General features: G+C 70.1%; 16 protein-coding genes. 8 read left to right on the plus strand and 8 right to left on the minus strand.

The window, feature by feature from the left end:
* Positions 1–285 precede the first annotated feature (285 nt).
* The 7 genes from ABZV40_RS36475 to ABZV40_RS36505 are packed head-to-tail and all read left to right on the plus strand — an operon-like array spanning position 286 to position 6558.
* On the plus strand, positions 286–1278 hold the full coding sequence (locus ABZV40_RS36475; RefSeq protein WP_355452452.1) for an ABC transporter substrate-binding protein: 993 nt from the start codon (positions 286–288) through the stop codon (positions 1276–1278).
* Entirely contained in the window at positions 1275–2132 is an 858-nt protein-coding gene (locus tag ABZV40_RS36480) for an ABC transporter permease (RefSeq protein WP_355452455.1), read from the plus strand. The genes ABZV40_RS36475 and ABZV40_RS36480 overlap by 4 nt, the downstream gene beginning before the upstream one ends.
* A complete protein-coding gene (locus tag ABZV40_RS36485) occupies positions 2129–2902 on the plus strand; it encodes an ABC transporter ATP-binding protein (RefSeq protein WP_355452458.1) in 774 nt (257 codons plus the stop codon). The genes ABZV40_RS36480 and ABZV40_RS36485 overlap by 4 nt, the downstream gene beginning before the upstream one ends.
* On the plus strand, positions 2899–5211 hold the full coding sequence (locus tag ABZV40_RS36490) for a nitrate- and nitrite sensing domain-containing protein (protein ID WP_355452461.1): 2313 nt from the start codon (positions 2899–2901) through the stop codon (positions 5209–5211). The genes ABZV40_RS36485 and ABZV40_RS36490 overlap by 4 nt, the downstream gene beginning before the upstream one ends.
* Complete coding sequence (locus ABZV40_RS36495; protein WP_355452464.1) at positions 5208–5645, plus strand: roadblock/LC7 domain-containing protein; 438 nt, start codon at positions 5208–5210, stop codon at positions 5643–5645. Before ABZV40_RS36490 ends, ABZV40_RS36495 begins: the two co-directional genes overlap by 4 nt.
* Positions 5646–5648: 3 nt before the next feature.
* Positions 5649–5999 (plus strand): DUF742 domain-containing protein, encoded by a 351-nt coding sequence (locus ABZV40_RS36500; RefSeq protein WP_355452467.1) that lies wholly within the window; start codon positions 5649–5651, stop codon positions 5997–5999.
* The gene (locus ABZV40_RS36505) at positions 5983–6558 is read left to right on the plus strand and encodes an ATP/GTP-binding protein (protein WP_355452470.1); all 576 of its coding nucleotides are present in this window, start codon (positions 5983–5985) and stop codon (positions 6556–6558) included. Before ABZV40_RS36500 ends, ABZV40_RS36505 begins: the two co-directional genes overlap by 17 nt.
* Before the next feature lie 90 nt (positions 6559–6648).
* Here ABZV40_RS36505 and ABZV40_RS36510 read toward each other — a convergent pair whose 3' ends face one another.
* Entirely contained in the window at positions 6649–7203 is a 555-nt protein-coding gene (locus ABZV40_RS36510) for a CGNR zinc finger domain-containing protein (RefSeq protein ID WP_355452473.1), read from the minus strand.
* Positions 7204–7280: 77 nt separating this feature from the next.
* On the opposite strand from ABZV40_RS36510, the gene ABZV40_RS36515 reads away from it, so the two are divergent.
* Positions 7281–8237 (plus strand): EamA family transporter, encoded by a 957-nt coding sequence (locus tag ABZV40_RS36515; RefSeq protein ID WP_355452476.1) that lies wholly within the window; start codon positions 7281–7283, stop codon positions 8235–8237.
* A 79-nt stretch (positions 8238–8316) separates the two neighbouring features.
* Here ABZV40_RS36515 and ABZV40_RS36520 read toward each other — a convergent pair whose 3' ends face one another.
* The 7 genes from ABZV40_RS36520 to ABZV40_RS36550 all read right to left on the minus strand — a co-directional run bounded on the left by ABZV40_RS36520 (position 8317) and on the right by ABZV40_RS36550 (position 16250).
* On the minus strand, positions 8317–9801 hold the full coding sequence (locus tag ABZV40_RS36520) for an alpha/beta fold hydrolase (RefSeq protein WP_355452479.1): 1485 nt from the start codon (positions 9799–9801) through the stop codon (positions 8317–8319).
* A gap of 80 nt (positions 9802–9881) precedes the next feature.
* Positions 9882–11693, minus strand: a complete 1812-nt coding sequence (locus tag ABZV40_RS36525) for a 5'-methylthioadenosine/S-adenosylhomocysteine nucleosidase (protein ID WP_355452482.1) — start codon at positions 11691–11693, stop codon at positions 9882–9884.
* 68 nt (positions 11694–11761) lie between these two features.
* Positions 11762–12508, minus strand: coding sequence for a glucose 1-dehydrogenase (locus tag ABZV40_RS36530; protein WP_355452485.1), 747 nt, complete (start codon positions 12506–12508; stop codon positions 11762–11764).
* Positions 12509–14014, minus strand: a complete 1506-nt coding sequence (locus tag ABZV40_RS36535) for an aldehyde dehydrogenase family protein (RefSeq protein ID WP_355452488.1) — start codon at positions 14012–14014, stop codon at positions 12509–12511. It abuts the gene before it with no gap.
* Between the two features lie 8 nt (positions 14015–14022).
* Positions 14023–14871, minus strand: a complete 849-nt coding sequence (locus ABZV40_RS36540; protein ID WP_355452490.1) for a 3-oxoacyl-ACP reductase — start codon at positions 14869–14871, stop codon at positions 14023–14025.
* 23 nt (positions 14872–14894) lie between these two features.
* Positions 14895–15980, minus strand: coding sequence for a Zn-dependent alcohol dehydrogenase (locus ABZV40_RS36545; protein ID WP_355452493.1), 1086 nt, complete (start codon positions 15978–15980; stop codon positions 14895–14897).
* Positions 15981–16058: 78 nt separating this feature from the next.
* Complete coding sequence (locus ABZV40_RS36550; RefSeq protein ID WP_355452496.1) at positions 16059–16250, minus strand: ferredoxin; 192 nt, start codon at positions 16248–16250, stop codon at positions 16059–16061.
* Position 16251 lies beyond the last annotated feature (1 nt).

The following is a 16251-nucleotide window of genomic DNA, read 5'->3' on the forward strand; positions in this document are numbered from 1 at the left end:
TGCTCCATCCGATCTCCTTTGCTGCGGGCGGAAGGGGTTGCGCGCACAGCTAGGCTTGGCGACCTCGATTGCACCTGGGATTGACGAACCTTTTCGTCCAGATGCATGACAAAAGACACGGAGTCACGGGGACCTCCGCATTTAGGCACGTCAAAAATGCGTACAGGAAGTGTTCACACCCGATGACCGAGGCCAGCGGCATACGCTCCGTTGTCGAACCCGGGCTGCCTCCGATCTGAGGGTCGTCAACCCCTCCCCCACAACGGAAACTCACAGGAGTTCGGTTTGTTCTCCCGCCGCATCAACCGTTTTCTGGTCGCACTGGTGTTGTTGTTGCTGTGCGGCACGGCCTGCACCTCCTCCCCCGCGACCGCGGGCAAGATCACGCTGGGATTCAGCGCGTGGCCCGGCTGGTTCCCGTGGCAGGTCGCGCAGGACCAGGGGTTCTTCCGCCAGAACGGCGTCGACGTCGAGCTGAAGTACTTCGACAGCTACACCGACAGCCTCAACGCGTTGTCGAGCGGCGCCATCGACGCCAACAGCCAGACGCTCAACGACACCCTCGCCTCGGTCAGCGGTGGCGCGCAGCAGACGGTCATCCTGGTCAACGACAACTCCACGGGCAACGACCAGGTGATCGCCCGTGAGGGCATCTCGGGGGTCGCCGACCTGAAGGGCAAGAAGGTCGCCGTCGAGCAGGGCACCGTCGACCACTACCTGCTGCTGCTCGCGCTGACCGAGGCCGGTCTGTCGCAGAAGGACGTCGAGCTGGTGCCGCTCGCCACCGACGCGGCGGCAGCCGCCTTCGTCGCGGGCAAGGTCGACGCGGTCGGCGCCTTCGCGCCGTTCACCACCACCGCCCTGCAACGCGCGGGCAGCCGCGCGATCGCGACCTCCGCCGAGTTCCCCGGCGCCATCCCCGACCACCTCGTCGTCTCCGGCGCGTTCGCGAAGAACCGCCCGGAGGCGGCGCAGGCGCTGGTGAACACGTGGTTCGACACGCTCGACTGGATCAAGCAGAACCACGACCAGGCCGTCGAGATCATGGCCAAGCGCGGCGGGGTGAGCACCGGCGACTACCGGACCTACGACGCCGGCACCACCATCTTCACGTTGCGGCAGAACATCGACGCGTTCACGCCGGGCGTCACCCCGACGCATCTCAACCACCAGGCCGGGCAGATCGCGGACTTCATGACGAGCACCGGTCTCACGCCGAAGCGACCGTCCCTGGACGGGCTGTTCGACGACAAGTTCGTCAAGGCGGTGCAACGATGAGCGCCGCGCTGGCCGACCGCGCGCCGGGCGTGCGCGCCGCGTGGCCACCGCTGCCGCGCCGGACCCGTCCGCCCCGCACGGTGCTCACCATCCGCACGCCGATCTCGCGCCGGGCCGCGACCGTGCTCGCCGCCGGATCGCTGGCCGTGCCGTTCGCCTGCTGGGTCGTGCTCAGCGCGAGCGGTGCCGTGCCCGCCACGTTCCTGCCGTCGCCGGGCGCCGTGCTGGCCGCGGGCTGGGAGATGGCGCGTTCGGGCGAGCTCGCGGTCGACGTGGGGACGACCACCCTGCGGGTGCTGGAGGGCTTCGGCCTCGCGGTGCTGGTGTCCGTGCCGCTCGGGATCGTGATGGGCACGTTCCACGCGGGGCAGGCGTTGTTCGAACCGGTGATCGGGTTGCTGCGGTACCTGCCCGCGAGCGCGTTCATCCCGTTGCTCATCATCTGGCTCGGGCTGGGTGAACCCTCCAAGATCGCGATCCTGTTCCTGGGCACGGTCTTCTTCAACACGCTGATGACCGCCGACGTCGTCCGCGGTGTGCCGCGCTCGCTCGTCGACGTCTCGTACACGCTCGGCGCACGCCGCGGTGAGGTGCTGCGCAAGGTGGTGGTGCCGCACTCGGTGCCGGGCGTGATCGACGCGGTGCGGGTCAACGCCGCGGCGGCGTGGAACTTCGTGGTGGTGGCGGAGCTCGTCAACTCCACGGCCGGACTCGGCTACCGGATCGTTCGCGCGCAACGCTTCCTGCAGACGGACAGGATCTTCGCGGTGCTCGTCGTGATCGGCGTCATCGGCGTGATGATCGACGTTGCCCTGCGGCTGGTGCGCGCCCTGGTGGGGCGGTGGGCCGCGTGACGCTGGAACTGGTCGACGTCTGCAAGGACTACCGGGTGCGCGGTCAGCGGAAACGCGCGCTCGACGGCGTGAGCCTCACGGTGTCCCCGCGCGAGTTCCTCTGCGTGGTCGGCGCGAGCGGCTCCGGGAAGTCCACCCTGCTGTCGCTGGTCGCGGGCCTCACGACGCCGACGAGCGGCGAGATCACCGTCGAGGGCCGTCCGATCACCGGCCCGGGACCTGACCGCGGGCTGGTCTTCCAGACCGGATCGCTCTACCCGTGGCGCACCGTGGAGCGCAACGTCGCTTTTGGACTCGAGCTGCTCGCGCTGGACACCGCGGAACGCCGCCGCAGGGTCGACTGGTACCTCGCGGAGACCGGACTCGCGGCCGTGCGGCGGTCGCTGCCGCGCCAGCTCTCCGGCGGCCAGCAGCAGCGCGTCGCGATCGCCAGGGCGCTGGTGTGCGAGCCGGACGTGCTGCTGCTCGACGAACCGTTCGGCGCGCTCGACGTGCAGACCAAGGAGGACATGCAGCTGTTGATCAGGCAGATCTGGCGCGACACCGGCACCACGGTGCTCATGGTCACCCACGACGTCGAGGAGGCGGTGTTCCTGGGCACCAGGGTGGTCGTGCTCGCCAGCGACCCCGGTCGCGTCGCCGCCGAGACCCGCATCCCGCTCGCGGACGACAGGGACCTCACCGCCAAGCGGACACCGGTGTTCCACGAGCTGCGCGCGTCCGTCGAGGATCTCGTGCGCGCATCGCACCGCCGTGAGGTGATCAGATGAGACGGGTACGAAGCCTGCTCCACGGGCACTCCATCGGCCGGAAGCTGAACCTGCTGATCGTGCCGGGACTGGTCGCGGCCGTGCTCGTGGCGGTGCCGTTCCTCCTCGGCCAGGCCGGGGACGCGCGGTCGTCCGCGACCACCGCCGAGTCCGCGCGGCAGGCACGCGAGCTGGGCAACCTGATCTGGGAGCTGCAACGGGAACGCGTGCTCACCGCCGCGCACCTCTCGTCGCCCTCCGACGACGGTGCGGACCTGAAGCGCCAGCAGAGCGCGGTGGACTCCGCGGCACAGAGCGTGCGCACCGAGCTCGGGTCCGACATGTCCGACGAGCTCGCGAACGCGTTGGTGCGCCTGGGTTCGCTGACCGGGCTGCGGCAGAACGCCCTGCGCGGCAGCGCCTCGTCCGACAGCGTCACGCGGACCTACCACGCCGCCGTCAGCGGGATCATCGACGCGCTGCGGCTGGTGCCGCAGCGGACCGGCGACGCGGAGGGCACGAGACAGCTGACCGCGCTCGAAGCGCTGCTGCGCGCCACCGAGCAGCAGTCGTTGCGCGACACCGGCCTGATCATCGCCGCGACGAGGCGGCAGACCGGGCAGGAGCTGCTCGGCGACGCGGTGATGCAGGCCCGCGCGTTCACCGAGCGGTTCGTGCAGCAGGCCGACCCGGACCACGCGGCCCTCGTCGTCGCGGTGGAGGAAGGCACCGAGGGACGCCGGGTCGACGAGCTCGCCGCCCGGCTGCCTGGCCAGCCGAGCCCGGCGTTCGCGGCGGAGGCGCTCGCCGCGGTGAGCGCGCAGGCCAAACTGCGCAAGGCGGCGCAGGACGAGGTCACCGACGAGATCACCGCCGAGGCCGCGGCACGGGCGAGCCACGCCAACGCCGTCGCGTGGGCGGTGGGCATCGGCGGCGCCCTGCTGTTCGCGCTGGTGGCGTGGCTCGCGATCGTCGTCCGCCGCTCGATCTCGCACCCGTTGCGCAGCCTCACCGACGCGGCGGGCGCGGTGGCCGACCTCGCCGGCCGGGAGCTGGTGCGCGTGACCGACACCGAGGAGGCCGACGACCAGGTGCCGCGGTTGCGCGACATCGACGTGGCGTCCGGCGACGAGCTGGGCAGGCTCGCCGAGGCGTTCAACCGCGTGCAGGGCACGGCCGCGCAGCTCGTGGAACGGCAGGCGATCACGCGGCGCAACGTCAGCCTGATGTTCGCCAACGTCGCCAAGCGCACGCGCAGCCTCGTCGGCAGACAGCTCGCCCTCGTCGACGAGCTGGAGCGCGACGAGCAGAACGAGAAGCTGCTCGCCGGCCTGTACCAGCTCGACCACCTCTCCACCCGGTTGCGGCGCACCGCGGACAGCCTGCTCGTGATCGCGGGCACGCGCGAGGACAGCAAGATCTCCGGCCCGATGGAGGTCGGCACCGCCCTGCGCTCGGCACTCGCGGAGATCGAGGACTACCAACGGGTCCGGCTCGGTGCCGTCGGCAAGATCGCGGTCGCCCCCGCGCTCGGGGCGGACCTGATCCAGCTGTTCGCCGAGCTGCTGGACAACGCGACCTCGTTCTCGCCGCCGCAGTCCTCCGTGGAGGTCGAGCTCGCCCGCGGAGCCGACGGGTCCTGCGTCGTGGCGATCGCCGACCACGGCATCGGCATGACCGAGGCCAGGCTCGCCGAGGAGAACCTGCGGCTGGTGGAGCGCGAGCGGCTGGACATCACGCCGACCAGCGTCCTCGGCCTCTTCGTGGTGGGACGACTGGCACGCAGGCACTCGCTCACCGTCGAGCTGCTGCCGACGACGGGTGGCGGCGTGACCGCGCGGGTGACGGTGCCACCCGCGCTGCTGACGCGGGAGAGCCTCACCGCGCCACCACCGGCCGCGCCGCCGAAACCGGTGCGGGACCCGGACTTCGGCTGGTTCATGGGCGACGACGAACCCACGATCACGCTGGCGAGCGTGCCCGCGGAGCCCGACCACCTCTCCGGCGAGCTCTCCACGGAGATCACGCTGGTGACGTCGGCCATCGCCCGCGTGGCGGTTCTGCCGCAACCCGCCGCACCGTCGGCGATCGCGCCGGAACGGGAAGGCCGCGCGGGGCTCACCCGGCGGGTGCCTGGTGCCAGCCTCGCACCGAGCCTGCGCGCCGACACCCCCGCGCCGCCGGCGAAACACGCTCTCGAGAACACCGCCTCCTGGCAGCAGCGCGACCCCGCCGCCGAACGCGCGTCGCTCGACGCGTTCGCGAACGGTGTGGCGCTGGGCGCCGCCGCCGGAGCAGGCACGCAACCGACGAAAGAGGACAGTGAATGAGCGCCCTCCCCGCAGCACGGACCAGCGTCGAGGCACAGAACTTCAACTGGCTCGTGACCCGTTTCGCGCAAGGCACTCCCGGTGCGCTGGCCGCGATCGCCGTGTCCTCCGACGGTCTGCTCATCGCGATGTCGTCGGACCTGGTGCGGGAGAACGCCGACCGGCTGGCGGCGATCGCGTCGGCCGTGCTGAGCCTCGCGGGCGGTGTGTCCGACTGCCACCCGCTCGGCGCGCCGGACAAGGTCATCGTCGAGCTGGCGCACGGTTACCTGGTCGTCTGCACCATCAGCGTCGGCTGCGCGCTGGGCGTGCTGGCGTCCAAACAGGCCAGTCTCGGCACGATCGGCTACGAGATGGCGATGTTCGCCAACCGCGCCAGCGCCGTCCTCAGTCCGCAGGTGATCGAGGAACTCAAGTTCACGGTCGGGCGGTAGGGCATGCCGGACCGAGACGTCTCACTGCTGCGGCCGTACCTGCTCACGTCCGGGCGGACCGAGCCGATCGACCGCAACCTCGAGCTCGAGGCCCAGGTTCAGACCAGTGAGCTCGGCGCGGCATCTCACCCGAGCCTGACGTTCGAGCGCCGCGACATCGTGGCGCTGTGCCGCAGGACGATGTCGGTGGCCGAGGTCGCCGCGATGCTCGGGCTGCACCTCGGTGTGGCCCGGGTCCTCGTGGCGGACCTGGCCGCGCTCGGCTACGTCGTCGTCCACCGGCCGCCCGCCGCCCTCACCGGTGACCCCGCCATGATCGAGAGGATCATCCGCCGCCTTGAAGCCATCAGCTGAGCCCCGCACCCCGACGCCGGTCAAGATCATCATCGCCGGTGGTTTCGGGGTCGGCAAGACGACCGCGGTGTCGTCCATCTCCGAGATCACCCCGCTGCGCACCGAGGCGGCCATCACCACCGCGTCCGAGGAGGCGGACCGCACCGGCCTCATCCCGGACAAGACCACCACCACGGTGGCGCTGGACTTCGGCTGCATCACGATCGACGACGACATCAAGCTGTACCTGTTCGGCACGCCGGGACAGGACCGGTTCGGCTTCATGTGGCGCGACCTGGTGCTGGGGGCGTTGGGAGCGCTCGTGATCGTCGACACCCGCCGCATCGACGAGTGCTACCCCGCCGTGGACTACTTCGAGAAGGCGGGCCTGCCGTTCGTCGTCGCCGTCAACCTCTTCGAGGGCAAGCTCAGCCACGCCGTCGCGGACATCCGCTGGGCGCTCGCGATCGGCGACCACGTCCCGCTGGTCACCTTCGACGCCCGCGTGAAGCTGTCGGTCCGCGACGCGCTGCTGACCGTCCTGCGCACCACGCTGGAACGAGCGACCACCGCTACCTGAGGGCATCCGTTGATCTCCATGAAGGGCGCCTTCATCCACGTGAGGTGGAGTAAGGCGCCCTTCATGGAGATCAACTAGAGCTGCGCGCGGTCAGCCCTGTTCCGCGCGGCGCTCCCGGAACGCGATCATGTTCATCCGGTTGCCGCACCGCACGCTGCAGAACCGCTTGAGGCCGTTGCGGGACAGGTCCACCAGCAGGCCGGCGCAGTCGTCGGCCGCGCAGATCCGCAGGCGGTCCATCTCGTTCATGCGGATCACGTCGATGAGGGCGAGCGCGGACTCGACCCGGATCCGTTCGGCCAGCGGTGAGTCCGGCTCGGTGGCGTGGATGTGCCAGTCGAGGCCGTCGTGCCGCGCGAGGTACGGCAGCGCCTTGGCGTCGCGCAGCATCTTGTTCACGACGTCGACGGCGTCATCGCGATCAAGGGTCCACACGTGCCGGAGCAGCGCACGTGTGCGATGAACGTCGCGCAGTTCCGCCTCGTCGTAGTCGATGCGGCCCGTGTACGGGTAGCGGCCGAGCAACGCCTTGAGCTCCTCGACCGTGGCCAGCTCGTCCTCACCACTGCGCGAGGCCGACGGATCGGTGTTGCACAGCACCACGACGAAGGCGAGCGACTCCTCCGTGTCAGGGGCAAAACGCAAATTGACTCCTTACGTCGACCCGCCTAGCGTCAGGGGTGTCGATCAGGTTAGGCCATGACACGGCTGGAGGCGCGAGCATGGGGATCCCGTCCAAGTCCACCGGTCTGTTAGCCGCCGTGGTGTCGTTCACCTCGTTCGGCACCTCCGGGGCGTTCGTCAAACCGCTGCTGGAAGCGGGCTGGTCTCCCACGGCCGCCGTCACGGCCCGCGCGCTCACCGCCGGACTCGTGCTGCTCCCGTTCGTCGTCCTGTCGCTGCGCGGCCGGTGGTCCGTGCTCCGGCAGGCCGGGTGGCCGGTGCTGGGCATGGGCCTGGTGGGCGTGGCGATCACCCAGGTCCTCTACTTCGCGGCCATCCAGCGCATCCCGGTGGCGACCGCGCTGCTCATCGAGTTCCTCGCGCCTCTGCTGCTGGTGGGCTTCACCTGGGCGACCACCAGGCGCACGCCCGCCCCCGTCGTCCTGGCCGGCTCGGTGCTCGCGGCCGGCGGCCTGGTGCTCGTGATCGGTCCCGGCGCGATCCGGGCCGTCGACCCGATCGGCCTGGCGGCGGCCTTCGGAGCCGCCATCGGCTGCGCCGGGTACTTCGTGATCGCCGCACGCCCCAACAACGGCCTGCCGCCCGTCGCCCTCGCCGGAGGCGGACTGCTGCTCGCCGCGCCCGTACTCGCGCTCGTCGGGCTGACCGGCCTGCTGCCGTTCACCGCCAGGTTCGACGATCTGCCTCTGCTCGGCACCACCGCGCCCTGGTGGGTGCCGCTGCTCGTCGTCGCGGTCTTCGGCACGGCGCTCGCCTACGCGACCGGCATCACCGCCTCCGGGATCCTCGGGTCGAGGGTCGCGTCGTTCATCGCGCTGCTGGAGGTCGTGTCCGCCTCCCTGTTCGCCTGGCTCCTGCTGGGCGAGGCGCTCTCCCCGCTGCAGCTCGCGGGCGGCGCGCTGATCCTGGCGGGCATCGCCGCGGTCCGGGCCGAACGACAGCCGGCCGAACCGTCCATCTCCGTTGCCCACCTCGCAACCACCGCGGATCGCTAGTGCGCGCCCGACGTGGATGAAGGGCTCCTTCATCCACGTGAGGTGGAGGAAGGAGCCCTTCATCGAGCCAGGCCAGGCCTCAGGCGAACGGGCTCTTGTCGATCCCGCACGTCTTCTGCGTCGGCAGCACACCGGTGAAGAGGTAGTCCCGCTTCACCTTCTCCGCGCACGTGCTGTGCACGAACATGGTGCTGTGGCCGTAGCCCTCGACGGTGAGGAACCCGGTGCGGGCCATCTCCGCCGCACCGTCGTGCGCACCGTGCAGCGGCGTCGACGGGTCGTACCTGTTGTTGATGAACAGGATCGGCGCCGACGTCCAGCGGTTCCACGGGCCGGTGTAGCGGTCTTCGTCACGGGCCTGCCAGAACGCGCAGGCCATCATGTCGAAGACCACGGGACGGCCCCAGTACGGCACGCGCTCGTCCTCGCTCTTGCCGTACTTGGTGTACGCGGCGGTGTCGCGCGGGAAGTCGCTGTCCGCGCACTGGATCGCGTTGAACGCCTCGGTGCGGTTGGTGATGTAGGGCTCGGACGCCGCGCGCAGCGACGCCGGCGCCTCCCACACGCCCTGCAGGATCCTGGCGGTGTCCTGCCAGGTCTCCGGCTGCGCGAGCGCGTCAGAGACGGTGCTGATCAGCGCGACGCGGTCGAAGGTGCCGTCCGGCGTGGTGACGGGCGACGCCGCCACCTTGGCCACCAGGTCCGCCCACTTCTTGTGCAGATCGCCACCGGCGAACGCGCACTTCGCTCCCGGGGCCGCGCACAGCCGCAGGAACTGCTCGAACGTCTCGGCGATCCCGCGCGGCACGTCCTGGCGGGTGTCCAGCGGCACGGTCGTGCCCTGGTCGCCGTGCCCGGTGGCGTTGCCGACGAAGTCGAGCGAGCCGTCGAACGCCATCGCGCGAACCTTGTCCGGGAACAGGTTCGCGTAGATCGCGCCGAGGTGCGTGCCGTACGAGATGCCGTGGTACGTCAGCTTCTTGTCGCCGACGGCCTTGCGCAGCAGGTCGAGGTCACGCGCCGTGTTGGCGGACGAGACGTGGTTCAGCAGGTCGCCGGACTTCGCCTGGCAGCGCCGGACGAACTCCCGGTAGGAGTCGTAGAACGCCGGCTCCTGCGCGGCGGTGTCCGGGTAGACCGGGATCGAGTTGAGGAAGTTCTGCTGCTCCTCAACGGTGTCGAAGCACCGCACGGTCGCGGACCGCCCGATGCCGCGCGGATCCCAGGACACCAGGTCGAACCGTGCCCTCAGTTCCGGCGAGAACAGCCACTCCCACTTGCCGCGGCCCCGCAGCCGGTCGACGCCGGACGCGCCGGGACCGCCGAAGTTCACGAACAGCGAGCCGATCTTCTTGGACGGGTCGGTCGCGGGCAGCCGGATGACCGCCAGGTCGATCTTCGCGCCGGACGGCTGGTCGTAGTCGAGCGGCACCTTCGCCGTCGAGCACTGGAAACCGTCCTGGCAGTCCTGCCACGTCAGGACGGGTGTCGCCGCGTCCTCGGCCGCGCCGGCCGCCGGGGCCAGCCCGATCAGCAGCGCGGCCGTGACCAGTATTGATCTCAAATAACACTCCCCAGTTCAGACCTCTCGATCAGGCAAGACGCCGGCGAGGTCCACCGGGTTGCTTCGCAACAGCGATCAGCTCAGCCCGTGCGGCAGGCGTCGGAGCTCGGGCACCGCACGTACGGGCCTCCGAGCAGCATGAAGAAGTTCTGCGGATCGTCCCTCACCGTGACGTGATCACTGTCGGAGACGTCCAGTCCGATGCCGTAGGAGCCGGAACCGTCGTTGGTGCACGCGAGCTGGACCTGACCCACCCCGACCTTGGCGGCCGGTACCGTGCACGCCTCCTGTCTGAAGCCCGTGCCGACCCCGAGGTTCTGCGGGGTCGCGACGACGACCCAGTGGAAGACGAGCTGCCCCGCGTCCTCCTCGACGATCATGACCGCGTGCTCGTTCTTCCACTTGCCCGTGATCACGGCGGCGCCGGGGGCCGGTGGGAGCACCGCGTCGCGGTCCTGCGGTCCGGTCGTCCCGGCGGGCCGGTCGAACGCCGTGTTCGTCTTCGGGTCGACCATGGTGAAGGTCGTGATCTCGGCCTTCGCCGCCCGCACGACCGTCACGCCGCCCGCGGAGAAGCCCGGCCAGCTCGGCCCCGTGTAGCGGCGGATCCGGTTCTCGACCGGTGGGCTCAACGGGTTGCCGCAGAAGCACTTCGCGACCGGCAGGCCACGCCGGTCCACGAGCACCGCCGTGCCGGCCTGGAGCACGGCGGGCACGGGCGTCGCCTTGCCGTCGCCGAACCCGTGGTTGGTGACGTAGGTGTCGGAGCGCAGGACGGCAGGCGTCAACCGCGAGACGAACTCGGGGATCTGCTCCGGCCGGATGCCCGCCACGCCCGCCCAGGCCACCGCCTTGTCCGGATGCTGCTGGAGGAACTGCACCATCTTCCCGGGATCGCAGGACGACTCGCTGCGCGTCCCGCCGTACAGCCCCGGCTGGTTGCCGGCGAACGCGCCACCGGTGTCCGACGGCGCGGTGACTCCCGCCCGGTCGGTCCCCACCGAAGCCATGAACGGCTGGTCACCGGTCGTGCCACCCGGTTCACGGGTCACGGGGATCGACAGCACGTTGAGATAGAGCCAGGTTCCGGCGACCACGAGAACGGCGACCAGTGCGGCCGCGAACCAGATCCGTCCCGTTCTCCGACGCACTCGGGCCCCGGCGGCATCGGGCTTCGGCTCCTGGCCCAGCACCTCCGCGGCGACGGCGAGACCGAACTTCACCGCGCGTTCGGCGGCGACGGCCTGCCAGCCGGTGTCGTCGGCGTAGGTCGCCCCGTCCGCCTTGTCGCTGATGCCGCGAACGGTCAGCACGGGCAGCGACCGGTTCAGATGGCCCGCCTGGGACACCCCGGCGCTTTCCATCTCGACCGCCACGGCGTCGTTGTAGTTGCGGCGCAACTGGCGGGCGAGCGGCGTCTCCCTCGAGTTGAGCACGACCTCCCCGGCCGCGACCGGTTTGAAGTGCACCTGCGTCGCCCAGGTGCCCGCTCTGGCGACGTGCCGGGCGATCTGCTCCAGTTCGTGCGGTGCCTGCCAGGCCTCCGGCCGTGCCCCGAACCCGTCGTCGCCTTCCGCACCACCGTGGTAGCCGTAGACCTTCGTCGCCACAACGACATCGCCGAGGCCGATGTCCTCGTTCAGCGCACCGCCGACGCCGACGAACAACAGTGCGCGTGGCCCGAACATCGCGATCGCCCGCTCGGCCAGCACCGCGGCACCGGGATTGCCCTTGCCCGTGATCGCGACAGCGATCTCGCCCGTGCCGTCGGCCAGATCGCCGACCTCGAACCAGGTACCGGCGCGGTGGCGCTGGACTCGGACGTGCGCGAGCCGATCACGCACCGCCCGGTACTCGAGTTCCAACGCGGTCAGCACCACCACCGTGGCCATCGGCACAGGCTTCCGGAGACGTCCGGCCGAATCAATGACAACTGGTGGCCAACTCGTCGCTCACCCGATCAGCTCAGCGCGTGCGTGGCGGTCGCCCCTCCGTCCACGACGAACTCGGCGCCGGTGCAGTACGCGCTGTCGTCACTGGCGAGGAACAGCACGACGTTCGCGACGTCGTCGGGCTGGCCGACCCGCCGCAGCGCCACCTTCTTGCCGATCGGGGAGATGTCGATCGGACGGCCCAGCGCCTCACCGATCATCGGCGTGTCGATCGCGCCCGGATGCACCGAGTTGACCCGGATCCCGTGCTGGCCGAGCTCCATCGCGGCCACCTTCGTCATACCGCGGATGGCGAACTTGCTCGCCGTGTAGGCGACCAGGTACGGCATGCCGCCCAGACCCTCCACAGAGGACACGTTCACGATGGAACCACCACCGGCGCGCGTCATCGGCTCCACGACGGCGCGCATGCCGAGGAACGTGCCGACCTGGTTGATGCCGATCACCCGCTGGTAGTCGGCGAGTGCGGTGTCCGCCAGCGCCGAGAAGTGCAGAACGCCCGCGTTGTTCACGAGAACCGTGATGTCGCCGAACGTGCTGACCGTGAACGCGACCGCCTCCGCCCACTCGTCCTCGTTCGAGACGTCGAGGTGGCAGTACTCCGCACCCAGCTCGGCGGCCAGTTCCTTGCCCTGGTCGTCGAGCACGTCCGTGATCATCACCCGTGCGCCCTCGGCGACGAACCGGCGCGCCGCCGCCGCGCCCTGACCACGCGCCGCGCCGGTGATCAGGGCGACCTTCCCGTCGAGTCGCATCTACATCAGCTCGTCGGTCAGCGGCATCATCACGGTCTTGAGCTCGGTGTAGGCCTCGTAGGCGCTCTGCCCGCCCTCGCGGCCCAGACCGGACTGCTTGTAGCCGCCGAACGGCACGTGCGGTTCGAGCTGGAAACCGTTGACGCCGACCATGCCCACGCGCAGCCTCTTCGACACGCGGAACGCGCGCCGGACGTCGTTCGTGTAGACGCCCGCGCCCAGGCCGTACTCGGTGTCGTTGGCGAGCCGGATCGCTTCTTCTTCGTCGTCGAACGGCACCACCGTGAGCACCGGACCGAAGATCTCGTCACGGGCGATGGTCATGTCGTTGCTCGCGTCGGCGAAGATCGTGGGGGCGACGAAGTTCCCGGACGCCAGGTCGCCTTCGAGCCGGGTGCCGCCGGTCACCAGGCGTGCGCCGTCCTCCTGGCCGCGCTCGATGTAGCCGAGCACGCGGTCGAGCTGCTTGGAGTTGATCAACGGGCTGGCGAGCACGGCCGGGTCGAACGGGTCGCCGAACGTCACGGCGCTCGCGAGCATCGACGCCATGTTGACGAACTCGTCCTGCACCTCCCGTGCGACCAGCGCCCGCGTGTGCGCGACGCAGGCCTGGCCGGAGAGCCCCATCGTGACCATGCCCATGCAGGTCATCGCGGCGAGGCCGACGTTCGGCGCGTCCGCGAACACGATGGCGGGCGATTTTCCGCCCAGTTCCAGGGAAACGCGCTTCATCGTGCCCGCGGAGGCCTCGACGATCCGGCGGCCGACCGCGCGGCTGCCGGTGAAGCTGATCTTGTCGACGCCGGGGTGGGTGATCAGCGCTTCGCCGGTCGGGTCGCCGGGGCCGGTGACCAGGTTGATCGCGCCCTCGGGCAGGCCCGCCTCGAGCAGCAGCTCGACCATGCGGATCACGCAGAACGACGCGTACTCCGAGGGTTTCACCACGACCGTGCACCCGGCGGCGAGTGCGGGCGCCAGCTTCTGCGCGAACAGCACGAACGGCGCGTTCCACGGCAGGATCGCCGCGACGACGCCGACCGGTTCGCGGAACGTCATCGCCAGGTGGTCACCGCCCTGGTACGGCGGCAGGGTCTGGCCGCCGACCTTGTCGATCCAGCCCGCGTGGTGGTCGAAGATGTCGGCGGCGATGCCGACCGACGTGGCGTAGATCTGCCCGAACGACAGCGGTACGCCGTTGTCCAGCGCCTGCAGGCCGCGCAGCTCGTCGGAGTGCTCCCGGAGCAGGTCGCTGTACTTCCGCAGGACCCTGATGCGGTCGGCCGCCCTCGACCGTCCCCACGTGCCCTCGTCGAACGCCTTGCGCGCGGCCTTGACCGCGGCGTCGACGTCCGCGGCCGACGCGACGGCGAAGTGACCGATCTCCTCGCCGGTCGCGGGGTGGTGGTGGGTCCAGGTCTCGTCCGTCTCGCGGAACTCGCCGCCGATGAGGAGCCGGCCGTCCTTCAGGCCCAGCGTCTCGCGATGCGGTTGGACGGTGAGCGTCACAACTCCTCCTACAGGGCCATCGTTTCGGTACACGAGAACGTCTTCTGCGGATCGCGGTCGGCGAAGTAGCCGTCGAGTTCGCTCAGCGCGTCGAACTTCCGCTCGACGGTGGGCGGCGCCATCAGCGCGACCATGCCGCCGTGCACGACGAAGACCTGTCCGTTGATCTTGTCGCCGGACGGGCCTGCCAGGTGCGCCACGAACTTCGCGACGTGTTCGGGTGCCAGCGAGTCGTCGCCTTCCGGTGCCTCACCGAACACGTGCGCGGTCATGCCGGTGCGGGCACGCGGGCAGATCGCGTTGGCACGAACGCCGTAACGCGACGTGCCGCGCGCGGTGGCGACCGTCAGCGCGGCGATCCCGGCCTTCGCCGCGGCGTAGTTCGCCTGACCTTCCGACCCGAGCAGGAACGCCTCGGACGCGGTGTTGACGATCCGGCCGTAGACCGGCTCACCGGCGGACTTCGACTGCTGCCGCCACAGCGAGACCGCGTTGCGCGACAACAGGAAGTGACCGCGCAGGTGGACCTTGACCACGAGGTCCCAGTCCTCGTCGGACATGTTGAACAGCATCCGGTCGCGCAGCACGCCGGCGTTGTTCACGACCACGTGCAGCCCGCCGAACTGCTCCAGTGCCGCGGTGACGAGGGCGTCGGCGGTGCTCCGCTCCCCCACGTCACCCTCGACCACCACGCACTTCGCGCCGAGCTCCTCGATCTCGGCCGCGACGGCCTGCGCCGAGCCCGGCAGGTCGTTCAGCACGAGCGACGCGCCGGCTCTCGCGAGCTCCAGCGCTTCGGCCCGGCCGAGCCCGGCACCCGCGCCGGTGACGACGGCGACCTTCCCCGCAAGGTCCACTTGAGACTCCCCAAAGGAATGTGTCAGTCGAAGAGAACGACCTGGCGGATCAGGGATCCACCGCCGCGCAGGGCCTGCAGACCCTCGTTGACGTCCTCGAGGCGGATCCGCTTGCTGATCATGCCTTCGAGGTCGAGCCGGCCCTGCCGCCACAGCGCGATCATGCGCGGCACGTCCCGGCGGAAGTTCGCCGTCCCGTAGAACGACCCGTGCAACGTCTTGTCGTGCAGGAACAGCTCCTGCGCGCTGAACGACACCATCGCGTCCGCCCGGCCGGCGCCGACGACGACCGTGTGGCCACCGCGGCGGGTCAGGTCCCACGCCTGCCGGATCGTCGCCGGAATGCCGACCACGTCGAAGACGTAGTCGAAGCCCATGCCGAAGTTGAGTTGGTTGTTCAGATCCGCGATGCCGTCGGGTGTCGTCGCGTGCGTCGCCCCGAACCGCTGCGCCACCTCGTGCTTCTCGACGACCGGGTCCACGGCCACGATCCGCGCCGCGGCGGCGAGCCGCGCGCCCTGGATCACCGCGATCCCGACACCGCCGCAGCCGATCACCGCGACGCTGGAGCCCGCTTCGACCTTCGCGGTGTTCAGCACGGCACCGACGCCGGTCAGGATGCCGCACGACAGCAGCGCCGCGATCTCCCACGGCACGTCGTCGTCGATCTTCATCGCGGCATCGGCCGGAACGACCATCTCCTCGGCGAACGCGCCCAGGCCCGCGTAGCCGAACGCGGGGTTGCCGCCGACCACGAACCTCGGTGACGTGAAGGCGGAAATGGTGTGCACGAGGCACAAATGCGCCTGACCGGTCACGCACTGCGCGCACTTCCCGCACGGCGGTACGAACGTGATCGCCACGTGGTCGCCCACCGCCAGTGACGTCACGGCACTGCCGATCTCGACCACCTCACCGGCGCCTTCGTGCCCGATGACACCGGGTGCGAGCGCGGGCAGCGTTCCGTCCATGGCGGACAGATCGCTGTGGCACACCCCGCACGCCCTGATCTTGATCTTGACTTCCTGCGGCCCCGGCGCGGTGGTCGTCACGTCGTCCCGGAGCTCGAGCTTGTCGTCGCCTACCTGGTTGAGCACGGCAGCCTTCACCGGTATCACTCCTCGCTGAGCTCACGGCCGAACTACCCGTCGGACACTAGAATCTGTTCCTGTTCTTGACAAGGTCCATCAGCGTGAGAGCCGCAGCGCGCCCATCGGGCACGACGCGACGGCACGTTCGGCGCGCGCCACCTCGTCCGCGGCCAGCTCACCCTCCCGGATCTGCAGCACCTCATCGTCATCGAGGTCGAAAACCTCGGGCAGGATCGACACGCACTCGCCGTGCGCCTCACACACGGCCGGGTCGACCTCGACCTTCATC

This window comes from Lentzea sp. NPDC004782 (assembly GCF_040609115.1).
Lineage (GTDB): Bacteria > Actinomycetota > Actinomycetes > Mycobacteriales > Pseudonocardiaceae > Lentzea.

Bases quoted from the DNA above. Each gene is read 5' to 3' on its own strand.
- ABZV40_RS36480 (WP_355452455.1), top strand. From the start codon at position 1,275: ATGAGCGCCGCGCTGGCCGACCGCGCGCCGGGCGTGCGCGCCGCGTGG.
- ABZV40_RS36490 (WP_355452461.1), top strand. From the start codon at position 2,899: ATGAGACGGGTACGAAGCCTGCTCCACGGGCACTCCATCGGCCGGAAG.
- ABZV40_RS36495 (WP_355452464.1), top strand. From the start codon at position 5,208: ATGAGCGCCCTCCCCGCAGCACGGACCAGCGTCGAGGCACAGAACTTC.
- ABZV40_RS36500 (WP_355452467.1), top strand. From the start codon at position 5,649: ATGCCGGACCGAGACGTCTCACTGCTGCGGCCGTACCTGCTCACGTCC.
- ABZV40_RS36515 (WP_355452476.1), top strand. From the start codon at position 7,281: ATGGGGATCCCGTCCAAGTCCACCGGTCTGTTAGCCGCCGTGGTGTCG.
- ABZV40_RS36525 (WP_355452482.1), bottom strand. From the start codon at position 11,693: ATGGCCACGGTGGTGGTGCTGACCGCGTTGGAACTCGAGTACCGGGCG.
- ABZV40_RS36530 (WP_355452485.1), bottom strand. From the start codon at position 12,508: ATGCGACTCGACGGGAAGGTCGCCCTGATCACCGGCGCGGCGCGTGGT.
- ABZV40_RS36550 (WP_355452496.1), bottom strand. From the start codon at position 16,250: ATGAAGGTCGAGGTCGACCCGGCCGTGTGTGAGGCGCACGGCGAGTGC.